The following is a 13,193-nucleotide window of genomic DNA, read 5'->3' on the forward strand; positions in this document are numbered from 1 at the left end:
GGTCGGTTCGGACCGCATCCGCTTCACCCCGTATCAGAAGCTGATCGTGCTCGACGTTCCGGACGACAAGCTCAGCGAGCTGACCGTGGGCCTCGATGCGCTCGGCCTGCCGTCCCGGCCGTCGCACTGGCGCAAGAACCTGATGGCCTGCACCGGCATCGAGTTCTGCAAACTGTCCTTCGCCGAAACGCGCAAGCGCAGCCAGAGCCTGGTGCCCGAGCTGGAGAAGCGGCTCGACGACATCAACGCACAGCTGGACGTGCCGGTGACGATCAACCTCAACGGGTGCCCCAACTCGTGCGCGCGCATCCAGATCGCCGACATCGGGTTCAAGGGCCAGATGGTCGACGACGGCAACGGCGGTCAGATCGAGGGCTTCCAGGTTCACCTGGGCGGCAGCCTGGGGCTGGACAGCGCCTTCGGCCGCAAGCTGCGCCAGCACAAGGTGCTCTCCACCGAGCTCGGCGACTACATCGAGCGGGTCGTTCGCAACTTCGTGAAACAACGCGACGACGGCGAGCGTTTCGCAGTGTGGGCCGTGCGGGCCGACGAAGCGGACTTGAGGTAACCCATGACAGACCTGATGACCGAGAACCACTTGATGGACCTCGCGGAGCGCGGTGCCACCGAACTGGCCGACGCCTCTGCCGAGGAGCTGCTGCGCTGGACCGAGGACACCTTCGGCAGCGAGTACGTGGTCGCGTCGAACATGCAGGACGCGGTGCTGGTCGCCATGGCGGCCAAGGTGCGGCCGGGGGTGGACGTGTTGTTCCTGGACACCGGCTACCACTTCGCGGAGACCATCGGCACCCGCGACGCCGTCGAAGCCGTGTATGGGGTCAACGTCGTCAACGTCACCCCCGAGAAGAGCGTCGCCGAGCAGGACGAGTTGCTGGGCAAGGACCTGTTTGCGCGCGACGCGGCCGCCTGCTGCCGGATGCGCAAGGTCGAGCCGCTTGGCAAGGCGCTCAAGGGGTACTCCGCGTGGGTCACGGGGATCCGTCGCGTCGAGGCTCCGACACGGGCCAATGCGCCGCTGGTCAGCTTCGACAAGGCCTTCGGGCTGGTGAAGATCAATCCGATCGCGGCGTGGACCGACGAGGACATGCAGGCCTACATCGACGCCAACGACATCCTGGTCAACCCGCTTGTGTTCGAGGGTTACCCGTCGATCGGTTGCGCGCCGTGCACCGCGAAGCCCGCGGAGGGCGCCGACCCCCGCAGCGGTCGCTGGGCGGGCCAATCCAAGACGGAATGCGGTCTGCACGCGTCGTGAGGACCGAGACGCTGATCCTGGCCGCGCACGGCAGCGCCGATCCCCGGTCGGCGGCCGTCGCGCAGGCGCTGGCGGGACGAATCCGCCGGTTGCGCCCCACCCTCGACGTCCATGCCGCTTTCCTCGAGCAGTCGCAGCCGTTCGTCGGCGACGTGTTGGCCCAGGTGGCGGCACGCGACGGTGCCGCGGTCGTGGTGCCGATGCTGCTGGCCAGCGCGTTTCATGCGCGGGTCGACCTGCCCGCGGTGATCGACGCATCTGGCGCCGAGGTCAGGCAGGCCGACGTCCTCGGCGAGGACCCGGCCCTCGTCACGCTTCTCGGTCAGCGCCTCGCCGATGCGGGCGCCTCGGCCGACCAGCGCGACCTGGGCGTCGTCGTCACCGCAGTGGGGTCCTCGAACGCGTCCGCGAACGCGCGTACCGCGAGGGTCGCCGAGGCCCTCGCGGCCAGGTCGCGGTGGGCAGGCGTGGAGATCGCCTTCGCCACGGGGCCGTCTCCGACCGTCGCGGAGGCCGCGGACCGGCTCAGGAGCCGGGGCGCCCGCAGGCTCGTCGTCGCCCCGTGGTTCCTCGCTCCCGGTCGGATCACCGATCGGGTCGCGAAAAATGCTGCCAGCCTTGGTATTTCGATGAGCGAACCACTCGGTTCGCACAATCTGGTCGCCGCCGCCCTGCTGGACCGGTTCGACGAGGCGCAGGCCCCTCCGATCGCCGCCTGATTCTCACCACGTTTGCTGGGTCTGTGCCAAGATATTGACGTGAACGCTCGACGCCGGCTCTTGGTGCGCCTCGTCGGTTGCTGTTTGACGATGGCGATGGCCGCGGGTGCGCTCGTCCTCACCTCGGCTCAGCGGTCCGGTCGGCCCCTCGACGGTGCGGCGACCATCGACGGGCCGTACGCGCTGCTGTTGGGTAGCTCGACCGACCTCGGCCCGTCGCGTTTCGGGCGGGCCGGGGTGACCGTGGCGCTGCGGGACGCGACACGGCCCGAGCCGCTGCTGCGGTGGGCGGCGGGCCGGGACCTCACGGTGCGCTGGCACCAGGGTGAGACCTGGGCCGTCGTCGAGGGTGAGCCCCCCAACGTCGCCGAGGCCTTCGACGTCGCGGTTCACGATTATCGCGGCCTGCAGGGCCAGGTGTTCTACGCCTCTGCGCAACAGCCTGCGGTGCCGAAGGCGATCCGCGGGACCGTCACCGACCTGGGTCGCATCCTCGGATTCACCCCGCATCGGGAGGCGCGCCCCGACTTCCTGCCGCTCGACGTGCCGGGAAGGGGCCTGACGCCGAGCCGGTTGCTCACCGCGTACAACGCGAGTTCGCTTGCCGCCCGGGGCTTTACCGGCAAGGGTCAGACCATCGTGTTCTTCGCCTTCAGCGGTTACGACCAGACCGATCTCGACGACTTCGCCTCGATGTCGGGACTGCCGCCGCTGAAGCCGATCCTCGTCGGCGGGCAGCCCAGCGAGTCGCGCGTGGAGACGGTGATGGACCTCGAAGTCGCCCACGCGGTCGCGCCGGACGCGCAGATGGTCGTGGTCAACGCCCGTCCGACACTCGAGGGCGGCCGCACCTACGAACGGATCGCGGAGATGTTCGACGCGACCAATCGGCAATTCCCCGGCGCGGTGTGGAGTCTGTCCATCGGATGGGGCTGCGACGCGTTGATCACCGCGACCGATCTGCGGCCGGTCCAGTCCGCCCTGGAACGCGCGCACCGCAACGGCACGTCGGTCTTCGACGCCAGCGGGGACACCGGAGGGTTGGAATGCAAGGGCGGGCCCAATTGGTCGGCCCCGCCAGGCCCTGACGACGTCGGCCTAGACGCCATCTCGTCGCTGCCTGGCATCACGTCGGTTGGCGGCACCACGCTCTCGACCGACAGGGACGGTCAGTGGGTGGCCGAACAGGCGTGGGTCGACTCACCCCTGTCCCAGGGCACCAGCGGCGGGGTGTCGAAGCTGTTTCCCCGCCCCGCCTGGCAGCAGCGGCTGACAGTCGAACGCGACACCGGGATGCGCAGACTGGTCCCCGACGTGTCCGCGCTGGCCGACCCGTTCACGGGCGTGAAGATCAGGTTCGACGGCCAGGACCTGGTCGGTGCGGGAACGTCGCAGGCCGCACCGGTCTGGGCGGGGTTCACCGCACTGATGAACCAGTACCTCCTCGCCAACGGCGGACGCAGGTTGGGCGACCTCAATCCGCTGCTGTACCGCGTGGCCGCAGGCGCCAACACGGCCGGATTCCGTGACGTCGGCCTCGGCGGCAACGCCGTCGACCTGTCCGCGCCCGGCTACGACCTGGTGACTGGACTGGGCAGTCCCAACGTCGACGCGCTGGTACGCGACTTCCTCGACATCCAGCGGGGAGTGGCGCCCCGATGAATTGTCGGGTGTGCCACCGGGACGTCCCCTCCGGCGAGTTCTGCGGGAACTGCGGCGCGACGTCCTTTCACCGGCGCGGTGACGGGCCGGACCACCTGCGTCTCTCGGCGCATGCGGCAGCGCCCACCGAGCGGGTCTTGAGCCCCGCGGTGACGAGCACCCTCTTTCCCGCGTTGCCCCGGCATTCGCGCCCGGCGTTCAGGTTGGCGTTGATCATCGTCGTGGCACTCCTGTTCACGGCCGCGCTCACCAAGTGGCAGGCGCCGCTGATCGGACTCGTCGTCTTCGGTCTGCCGCTGGTGTTCGTCGTCTACCTGTACGAAAGCGATGGCTTCGCCGACATCCCGGCGCTCAGCATCGCCGTCACCGCGGTGCTCGGCATCGGCCTCGGCATCGCCTGGGCACTGGCAACCGATTCCTCGGCCGCGAACACCGACGACGATGCGCTGGGCCTGCCACCCAGCCCGGTCAAGATCGTGATCATCGGACTCGCCGTGCCATTGGGGTTCCTCCTTGCGCTGTACGCCCCCATCGTGATCGTGCGCGTGTGGCGCCCTGGCACGCGAGAGTCGTTGAGCGGATTCGCGATCGGATCGCTGTCGGGGTTCGTCTTCGCGGGCGCGGGCAGCCTGACCCGGTTGGTGTCCGAGTTCGCGAACGGGGTGATCGACGAAGACGGCCGCCCCGCAATCCATCTGCTGATCGCCGGCGCGATCCAGGGCGTGGCGATACCGCTGACCGCGGCAGCGGTCGGTGGCGCGGTCGGTGCCACTCTCTGGTTCCGCCGACGGGACGACGCCGTGCAAAGACCATCGTGGTACGCATTGACCTCCCCCGTCCCCGCGATCGCGTTCGGGGTTGCGCTGTACCTCGTGCTCGCCCTGCTGGATTTCTTTCCGCTGCCGAACGACGTCGTCATGGCCATCTACGCACTGCTGGGAGTGGTTGCGCTCTACGCGGTTCGGCTCGTCGTGCACGCCACGCTGCTGCAGGAGGCACCCGATGCCATGCCGCCGGACGCCATGTCCCCGGAGTCGGTGGTGCTTTGCCCGCAATGCGAGCACGTCGTCCCGGATCTCCCGTTCTGTCCGAGTTGCGGGATCGCCGCCAACGCCGGATCTCGTTCGTCCCGCAGCGCGCGGCGCGCCACCAGACCGGTCCCGGTGGGTGGTGAACGATGAGCGCGCCGCTACTGCAATGGCCCGGCTACTCCGCTCCGGAGTCGACGTACGCGGCACCCGCCGTGCGCTCGACGTCGTCTGCGCGTTTGGTGGCGCTGGTGGCCGTGGGTGCGGTGCTCGTGATGGCCGCATCCGTGGCGGTGGCGGTGTGGGCCACCCCGCCAAGGGCCACCATCATCTGCCCACCCGATTGCGGTCGGCCGCCGATCAGCACGCCCGTCTCGATCAATCCGCGCTTCACGTCCAGCGACGGCGAGTTCTCGGTCTCCTATCCTGGCGAGGGCACCGCGTACGAGGCCACCCTCGAGGACAACGGCGTGGTTCTCGACCTCGTCGCCGGAGATGGTGGCACGCTGCGACTGTTCGGTCAGCCCGCGAACGGCCAGACACCGCGTCAGATCACCGAAGCCCTTGTCGCCGAACATTATCCGGATGCGACGTTCTCCTACGAGGTTCCCAATGCGCTGGTCGGCTACCAGGTGGGCTACGGCGAGGTCGCCGACGTCTACCCGGCGGCGGGCATCGGCGACGACGGGCGCAACCGCGTGCTGGTCATGGTCGCCGTCAAGAACGACTACGCACTGGTCGCCGCCGCGGCGGGGCCGTACCGAGAGTTCAGTCCGGACTTCGGGTCCGGCCACCCGTCGGGCGCCAACTTCCAACTGGCGCTGGACATGGCGAAGTACGTCAACAGCTTCACCTGGCGTGGGGATCCGCCCCGCTGACGTCAGGCCTTGCTCAGTGAGGTGGGCGTGGCCCGCCTGCCGTCGGCCACGGGCACGCCGATGCTGCCGGGGATCGGAGGGACCCGGGTGGCACGCACGTACACCGTGTCACCCTCCTTGAGCCCGAGCGCCTCGGCGTCACCGCGAGTGATCTGCGCGGTGAATGGGGAGTGGTCGGCTGCACTGGTCAGCTCGACGCGAACCTCGAAGCCCAACATGACGATCCGGTCGATGACGGCACGGATGACACCGGTTGCGGCCACGTTGTCGTCGGCCTGGGCGATGGCCATCTCGGGGTTGCGGCCGACGCGGATGTCGTGGGGCCGAACCAATGTGCCGTTCAGCGACGACACCGCGCCGAGGAAGGACATGACGAATGCGGTGGACGGCGTGTCGTACACCTCGGTCGGCGAGCCGACCTGTTCGATGCGGCCCTTGTTGAGCACCGCGATACGGTCGGCCACGTCGAGCGCCTCGGCCTGGTCGTGTGTGACGAGCACGGTGGTCACGTGCACCTCGTCATGCAGGCGACGCAGCCAGGCGCGCAGATCTTCTCGGACCTTGGCGTCGAGAGCGCCGAACGGCTCGTCGAGCAGCAGCACCTCGGGATCGACGGCGAGCGCACGGGCCAGCGCCATCCTCTGCCGTTGACCACCCGACAGTTGATTCGGGTAGCGCGCCTGAAAGCCGGCAAGACCAACGACTTCGAGCAGGTTGTCGACCTTGTCCTTGATCTCCGCCTTGGGCCGCTTGCGGATCTTCAGCCCGAACGCCACGTTGTCCCGCACGGTCAGATGCTTGAAGGCGGCGTAGTGCTGGAACACGAACCCGATCCCCCGCCGCTGCGGTGGCACCTTGGTGACGTCCTCGCCATTGATGGTGATCGTGCCCGAGTCGGGCTGATCGAGTCCCGCGATGGCGCGCAGCAGCGTGCTCTTGCCGGAACCACTCGGCCCCAGAAGCGCGGTGAGGGAGCCCTCCGGCACCACGAAGTCGATGTCGTCGAGCGCCACGAAGTCGCCGTAGCGCTTGTTGGCGCCCGACACGGTGATCGCGTTGGCCGGACGCTCTCGCTCATTGGAAGTCATCTGGTGCACCTTCTCAGCTTCACGTTCGGGACCACTCGTTCGGGATCACTTGGCGGCCTTCGCCCGGCGAGCGTCGAGGACCACCTGCACGATCAGGACCAGCACCGCCACGCCCATCAGCAGGGTGGACACGGCGTAGGCGCCGTACTCGTTGTTGCCGTTGTAGCGGTTGGACACCAGCAGGGTCAGCGTCTGAGACGTACCTGGCAGGTTGGAGGACACCATGATCACCGCGCCGAACTCGCCGAGCGTGCGTGCGATCGTCAGCACGATGCCGTAGGTGAGACCCCACCGGATCGACGGCAGCGTGATGCGCCAAAACGTCTGCCACCATTGCGATCCCAGTGTCGCCGCGGCCTCTTCCTGATCGGTGCCCAACTCGTGGAGCACCGGCTCGACCTCACGGATGACGAACGGCACGGTGACGAAGATGCTCGCCAGCACGATGCCGGGCAGGGCGTAGATGATCTTGAGGCCGAAGTCGTTCTCCAGGAAGCCAAGCGCGCCGCCCGAGCCCCACAGCAGGATCAGGGCGACACCGACCACCACGGGAGACACGGCGAACGGCAGGTCGATGACCGACTGCAGCAGGTTCTTGCCACGAAACCTGTTGCGCGCCAACACCAGGGCGGTCGGCACCCCGAAGAGCACGTTCAGTGGCACCGTGATCGCGACGACCAACAGCGACAGCTGCAGCGCCGACACCGCGGCAGGCGTGCTGATCGATTCGACGAACGCGCCGACACCTGGCTGAAAGGTCCGCCACAGGATCAACGAGACCGGCACGATCAACAGCACCAGCACGTAGGCCAACGCGACGTAGCGCAGGAGGTGCTTGGTCAACGGCGACAGGTTCACGGCGCCAGCTCCTCGCGCTTGGCCGCCCGGGAACCCACGAAGCGCAGGATGAACAGCACGACGAACGAGAAGATCAGCAGCACGATCGAGATCGCGGCCGCACCGGTGGGATCGTCGACCTCGATCGCCTTCCTGATCGCCTGCGAGGACACCTCGGTCTCACCGGGGATCGCCCCGCCGATCAGCACCACGGAGCCGAATTCTCCGATGGCCCTCGAGAAGGCCAGCCCCGTACCGGACAGCAGCGACGGAAGCAGCGCAGGCAGGATCACGTTGGTGAAGATGATCCAATTGTTGGCGCCGAGGGAGGCCGCCGCCTCCTCGGTTTCACGATCGAGTTCCAGCAGTACCGGCTGCACCGAACGCACGACGAACGGCAGGGTCACGAACAGCAGCGCCACGCCGACGCCCCACTTGGTGTGCTGAATGTGGATGCCAACCGGGCTGTTCGGGCCGTAGAGCGCCAACATGACCAGGCTGGCGACGATGGTCGGCAGGGCGAACGGCAGGTCGATGACGGCGTCGACGAGACGTTTGCCGGGAAAGTCGTCGCGAGTCAACACCCAGGCGATGAGTAGTCCGAAGAACAGGTTGATGACCGCCACGCCGAGCGAGATCGTCAGCGTCACCTTGAACGACTCCACGGCACCGTGGGACGTCACCGAACCGTAGAACGCCGACCACCCGCCGCCCGCGGACTGCCAGACGATCGCGGCCAGCGGCAGCAGCACGATGACGCTCAGCCAAATCGAGGCGACTCCGACGCGCAGCGACGTGCTGCCGTAGCCGTTGCGGCTCGACCCGCGCCTGGCCCGCCCCGGCTTCTCGGAGCCGGGGCCGGAGGCTTCGGGTTTCGGGTCGAGGACAGCTGTCACTTAGTGGGCGCCTTGAAGATCTTCGTGATCGACCCGTTCTCCTTGTCGAACAGGGCCGGGTCCACCTCGGTCCACCCGCCGAGATCGGCGATCGTCCACAGCTTCTCCGGCGTCGGGAAGTCCGCGGTGAAGTCGGCCGCGACGGCCGGGTCGACGGGGCGGAAACCTGCCTCTGCCCATAGCTTTTGACCCTCCGGCGTGTACAGGAAGTTCTTCAGCGCGGTGGCCTGCTCCAGGTGTTGTGACGACGACACCACTGCCACGGGGTTCTCGATCTTGAACGTCTGCGGCGGGGTGATGTGCTCGACCGGACTTCCCGACCGCTCGGTGTTGATCGCCTCGTTCTCGTAGCTGATCAAGACGTCGCCGGTGCCCTGCAGGAACGTCGTCGTGGCCGACTTGCCGGAGTCCGGCCGCGCCTTGACGTGCTCGGTCACCAGCTTGGTGACGAAGTCGAGGCCGGCTTGCGGATTCGCACCGCCCTGGCTCTTGACGGCGTACGGCGCCAAGACATTCCACTTGGCCGAACCGGAGCTGCCCGGATCCGGCGTGACGACCTCGAGGCCGGGCTGGAGCAGGTCGTCCCAGTCCTTGATGTTCTTCGGGTTGCCCTTCCGGACGACGAGCGTCACGACCGATCCGAACGGGATGCCCTTGGTGGCGTCGGCGTTCCAGTCCTTGGCGACCTTGTCGGCCTTGACCAGACGGGTGATGTCCGGCTCGACCGAGAAGTTGACGATGTCGGCAGGGCTGCCCTTCTCCACCGATCGGGACTGATCGCCCGAAGCTCCGTAACCCGCCGTCACGGCGACGCCCTTGCCCTCCGGGGTAGCCGCGAACGCCGGAATGATCTTGTCCCAGCCCGGTTGCGGTACCGCGTATGCGACGAGGTTCAAGGTGACGTCCGCGGCGGGCTGGTCGCCGCCGCCTGCCACGTCACTGGAGCCGCCGCCACCGCACGCGGCCAGCAGCGCCGCCGAGACGGCCAACACCCCGGCCGATCTCCAGGACTTGAGCAGACTGCGCTTCGAGGTGGGCATGGGGTGGGCCTTTCCGTACGGGTGAATTCTGGAAGAGGTACCCGCGGCGGCGGAAGAGCGATGGTTGAGCACGTCAGGCGAACCCGGCCGCTACCTCTCCCAAACCGCGCAACGGGATGGGGTCAGCGACAACAGTGCACGTCTGCAACAGCGCAACTACCCACGGCAATGAGGGCCAAAACGTGGCCCTCGGTGATGCCGGACGCTGCTTGCATGGCGCGAATCGTAACAGAGGGCACCCAGCGGGCCAGATCGAGCGACCTGGGACCTGGCCGCCCCGCCCTCAACGGGTGAGAACCCAGGTCAGCAGCACCAGGACGACCAGGATGACCAGCACCAACGTGACCCGAGACCGGGGCATCCCCGTCACGACGGGTCCTCGTCGACGTGCCGGGCTCGCCTCAGCAGGCGGATGCCGTTGCCCAGCGCCCCGTCCAGTACGACGGCAACCGAGTAGGCCAATGCCAGCACCACCGGCATCACGATCACCGTCTGGGTGACGAAGCCAAGACCGGACAGCCACAGTTCGACGCCATCCCACCAACTCAGGAAGCCGTTCATCGGTCCCACCCTACGATCTATCCGTGAGTGATCTACCCGTGAGTGATCTACCCGTGAGTGACCTACCCGCGAGTGACTCGGTGGACGCGACTCCTGCACGCACGACGTGCCTGATCGCGGGGGGAGGCCCGGCGGGCATGATGCTGGGCCTGCTGCTGGCCCGTGGCGGTGTCGAGGTCACGGTCATGGAGAAGCACGCCGACTTCCTCCGCGACTTCCGTGGCGACACCGTGCACGCCAGCACGCTGCGACTGCTCGACGACCTCGGCTTGGGTGTCGAATTCGATCGCCTGGTGCACCGGAACATCGACACGGTCGGCATGCAGGTACAGGGCGTACGGGTGGACATCGACCTGCGCCACCTCCCAGGCCCGCACCAGCGCATCGCCCTGGTTCCGCAGTGGGACTTCCTCGAGTTGCTGGCGACGGCGGCGGAGAAGGAGCCGACGTTCCGGTTGATGCGCAGCACCGAGGTGCTCGAACCGCTCTGGCACGGCGGTGCCGTCGCCGGAGTGCGGTACCGCGGACCCGACGGCGTCGACGCCGAGATGCGCGCGGATCTGACCGTCGCTTGCGATGGCAGGGGTTCGACCCTGCGGGCGGCACTGACGGCTTCGAACGGATTGCAGCTCAAGAGCTTCGGTGCGCCGATGGACGTGTGGTGGTTCCGCCTGTCGCGGGCCGACGACGACCCGCCCGGCCTCGAAGGCGTGCTGGGAGCGGGCCACGCCTTGATCGTCATCGACCGCGGGGACTACTACCAATGCGCCTTCATCATCCCGAAGGGCAGTGATGCCGACCTGCGTGCCCAGGGCATCGAGTCCCTGCACCGCAGCATCGTGACCCTGGTGCCCTATCTGGCCGACCGCGTCGGCGAGCTCACGTCATTCGACGACGTGAAGCTTCTCGACGTGCAGCTCAATCGGTTGTCGCGGTGGTTCGTCGACGGCCTCCTGATGATCGGGGATGCCGCCCACGCGATGTCGCCGGTCGGCGGCGTCGGGATCAACCTCGCCGTCGCCGACGCCGTCGCCGCGGCGCGCGTCCTGGCCGCCCCCCTGCGCGCGGGACAGGTCGACACCAGGGACCTGACTCGAATTCAGGTCCGGCGCTGGATTCCGACGGCCCTGATCCAGGGCATCCAGCGGGTGATCCACGGGCGCGTCATCGCCGCGGCGGTGGACGGTACCGGTGAGGCGGCGCCGCCGCGGGGTCTGCGCCTCATCAGCCGGCTTCCGATCCTGCCCTCCGTCGCCGGATATCTCGTCGCCATCGGCCCGCTGCCCGAGCGGGCACCCAACTGGGCGAGACGCCCGCACGAGTAGACGAGTGGTGCCAATGCGGTTGATGATGTCCGCATGGTTCTCCAGCACAGCGGGCCCGACGACGACATCAGCACGGCCGATCACGTGCCCGAGGCGCCGTACACGGTGACCGCTCCCGTGCCGTACGCATCCGGCGGGTCGCTGCGCAACCCGTTCCCACCGATCGCGGACTACGGCTTCCTGTCGGACTGCGAGAACACCTGCCTGGTGTCGTCGGCCGGATCGGTGGAGTGGTTGTGCGTGCCGCGCCCGGACTCGCCCAGTGTCTTCGGGGCGATCCTGGACCGCGGCGCCGGGCACTTCCGGCTCGGCCCCTACGGCGTGACCGTTCCTTCCGCCCGCCGCTATCTGCCCGGCAGCCTGATCATGGAGACCACCTGGCAGACGCACACCGGCTGGCTGATCGTCCGCGACGCGCTGGTGATGGGGCCGTGGCACGACCTGGACACCCGCTCGCGGACGCACCGTCGCACCCCGATGGACTGGGATGCCGAGCACATCCTGCTGCGCACCGTGCGATGCGTCAGCGGAGTCGTCGAACTGGTGATGGGCTGCGAGCCGTCCTTCGACTATCACCGCGAATCCGCGACGTGGGAGTACTCGGCGGCGGCGTACGGCGAGGCGATCGCAAGGGCGAGCAAGAACCCCGAGGCGCACCCGACGTTGCGGCTGACGACCAACCTGCGCATCGGGCTGGAGGGTCACGAAGCCAGGGCCAGGACCCGTCTCACCGAGGGTGACAACGTGTTCGTCGCGTTGAGCTGGTCGGGGCACCCCGCACCGCAGACGTTCGAAGAAGCCTCCGACAAGATGTGGAAGACCAGCGAGTCGTGGCGGCAATGGATCAACATCGGCGACTTCCCCGACCACCCGTGGCGGTCCTACCTCCAGCGCAGCGCGTTGACGCTGAAGGGTCTGACCTACTCCCCCACCGGTGCGCTATTGGCGGCCAGCACCACGTCGTTGCCGGAAACACCGCAGGGCGAACGCAATTGGGACTACCGCTACGCGTGGGTGCGTGACTCGACCTTCGCCCTGTGGGGCCTGTATACGTTGGGCCTGGACCGCGAGGCCGACGACTTCTTCTCGTTCATCGCCGACGTATCCGGCGCCAACAACGGCGAGCGTCATCCCCTTCAGGTGATGTATGCCGTCGGTGGTGAGCGCGAGCTCGTCGAGGACGAGCTCCATCACCTTTCGGGCTACGACAATTCGCGACCGGTTCGCATCGGCAACGGGGCGTATAACCAGATGCAGCACGACATCTGGGGCACCATGCTCGACTCGGTGTATCTGCATGCCAAGTCCCGCGAGCAGATCCCGGAGATGCTGTGGCCGGTGCTCAAGCTTCAGGTCGAAGAGGCCATCAAGCACTGGCGCGAACCCGACCGCGGCATCTGGGAGGTGCGTGGCGAGCCGCAGCACTTCACGTCGAGCAAGGTGATGTGCTGGGTGGCGCTCGACCGCGGCTCCAAGCTGGCCGATCTGCAGGGCGAGAAGAGCTACGCCCAGCAGTGGCGGGTGATCGCCGAGGAGATCAAGGCCGACATCCTCGCCCACGGCGTCGACCATCGCGGCGCGTTGACTCAGCGCTACGGCGACAACGCACTGGACGCGTCGCTGCTGCTGGTGCCGCTGGTGCGCTTCCTGCCGTCCGACGATCCCCGGGTGCGGGCGACGGTGCTCGCCATTGCCGACGAGCTCACCGAGGACGGACTGGTGCTGCGCTACCGCACCGAGGAGACCGACGACGGCCTGTCAGGAGAGGAGGGATCGTTCACGATCTGCTCGTTCTGGCTGGTGTCGGCGCTGGTCGAGATCGGTGAGATCAGCCGGGCAAAGCATCTGTGCGAGCGGCTGCTGTCGTTCGCCAGTCCGCTGCA

General features: G+C 67.8%; 13 protein-coding genes and 1 pseudogene. 8 read left to right on the forward strand and 6 right to left on the reverse strand.

Annotated features, from left to right (window positions below):
* From ABW137_RS12505 to ABW137_RS12530, 6 genes and pseudogenes are all read left to right on the forward strand, one after another.
* A pseudogene (locus ABW137_RS12505) lies at positions 1–568 on the forward strand (nitrite/sulfite reductase); the annotation flags it as partial.
* 3 nt (positions 569–571) lie between these two features.
* Positions 572–1,276, forward strand: a complete 705-nt coding sequence (locus tag ABW137_RS12510; RefSeq protein WP_526400313.1) for a phosphoadenylyl-sulfate reductase — start codon at positions 572–574, stop codon at positions 1,274–1,276.
* Positions 1,255–1,995, forward strand: coding sequence for a sirohydrochlorin chelatase (locus tag ABW137_RS12515; protein WP_526400315.1), 741 nt, complete (start codon positions 1,255–1,257; stop codon positions 1,993–1,995). Before ABW137_RS12510 ends, ABW137_RS12515 begins: the two co-directional genes overlap by 22 nt.
* Positions 1,996–2,085: 90 nt before the next feature.
* Positions 2,086–3,657, forward strand: coding sequence for a S53 family peptidase (locus tag ABW137_RS12520; RefSeq protein WP_526400335.1), 1,572 nt, complete (start codon positions 2,086–2,088; stop codon positions 3,655–3,657).
* Positions 3,654–4,838, forward strand: coding sequence for a zinc ribbon domain-containing protein (locus ABW137_RS12525; RefSeq protein ID WP_526400317.1), 1,185 nt, complete (start codon positions 3,654–3,656; stop codon positions 4,836–4,838). The genes ABW137_RS12520 and ABW137_RS12525 overlap by 4 nt, the downstream gene beginning before the upstream one ends.
* Positions 4,835–5,563 (forward strand): hypothetical protein, encoded by a 729-nt coding sequence (locus ABW137_RS12530; RefSeq protein ID WP_526400319.1) that lies wholly within the window; start codon positions 4,835–4,837, stop codon positions 5,561–5,563. Before ABW137_RS12525 ends, ABW137_RS12530 begins: the two co-directional genes overlap by 4 nt.
* Positions 5,564–5,565: 2 nt before the next feature.
* Here the strand turns inward: ABW137_RS12530 and ABW137_RS12535 are convergent, their stop codons facing one another.
* The 6 genes from ABW137_RS12535 to ABW137_RS12560 all read right to left on the reverse strand — a co-directional run bounded on the left by ABW137_RS12535 (position 5,566) and on the right by ABW137_RS12560 (position 9,994).
* Positions 5,566–6,651, reverse strand: coding sequence for a sulfate/molybdate ABC transporter ATP-binding protein (locus tag ABW137_RS12535; protein WP_526400321.1), 1,086 nt, complete (start codon positions 6,649–6,651; stop codon positions 5,566–5,568).
* A 45-nt stretch (positions 6,652–6,696) separates the two neighbouring features.
* A complete protein-coding gene (gene cysW / locus ABW137_RS12540; protein WP_526400323.1) occupies positions 6,697–7,509 on the reverse strand; it encodes a sulfate ABC transporter permease subunit CysW in 813 nt (270 codons plus the stop codon).
* On the reverse strand, positions 7,506–8,384 hold the full coding sequence (gene cysT, locus ABW137_RS12545) for a sulfate ABC transporter permease subunit CysT (protein ID WP_526400325.1): 879 nt from the start codon (positions 8,382–8,384) through the stop codon (positions 7,506–7,508). Before cysT ends, cysW begins: the two co-directional genes overlap by 4 nt.
* Positions 8,381–9,424 carry a sulfate ABC transporter substrate-binding protein gene (locus ABW137_RS12550; protein WP_526400327.1) on the reverse strand — a complete coding sequence of 348 codons (1,044 nt, stop codon included), beginning with the start codon at positions 9,422–9,424 and terminating at the stop codon, positions 8,381–8,383. Before ABW137_RS12550 ends, cysT begins: the two co-directional genes overlap by 4 nt.
* 122 nt (positions 9,425–9,546) lie before the next feature.
* Positions 9,547–9,639 (reverse strand): Ms4533A family Cys-rich leader peptide, encoded by a 93-nt coding sequence (locus ABW137_RS12555; protein WP_526400329.1) that lies wholly within the window; start codon positions 9,637–9,639, stop codon positions 9,547–9,549.
* Positions 9,640–9,790: 151 nt separating this feature from the next.
* A complete protein-coding gene (locus ABW137_RS12560) occupies positions 9,791–9,994 on the reverse strand; it encodes a hypothetical protein (RefSeq protein ID WP_526400331.1) in 204 nt (67 codons plus the stop codon).
* A gap of 71 nt (positions 9,995–10,065) precedes the next feature.
* On the opposite strand from ABW137_RS12560, the gene ABW137_RS12565 reads away from it, so the two are divergent.
* Entirely contained in the window at positions 10,066–11,310 is a 1,245-nt protein-coding gene (locus ABW137_RS12565; protein WP_526400337.1) for an FAD-dependent oxidoreductase, read from the forward strand.
* A 33-nt stretch (positions 11,311–11,343) separates the two neighbouring features.
* Positions 11,344–13,193, forward strand: a 1,850-nt coding sequence (locus ABW137_RS12570; protein WP_526400333.1) for a glycoside hydrolase family 15 protein, incomplete at its 3' end; no start/stop codon positions are given.

The organism is Mycobacterium sp., from assembly GCF_040509115.1.
In the GTDB taxonomy this organism is placed as follows: Bacteria; Actinomycetota; Actinomycetes; order Mycobacteriales; family Mycobacteriaceae; genus Mycobacterium.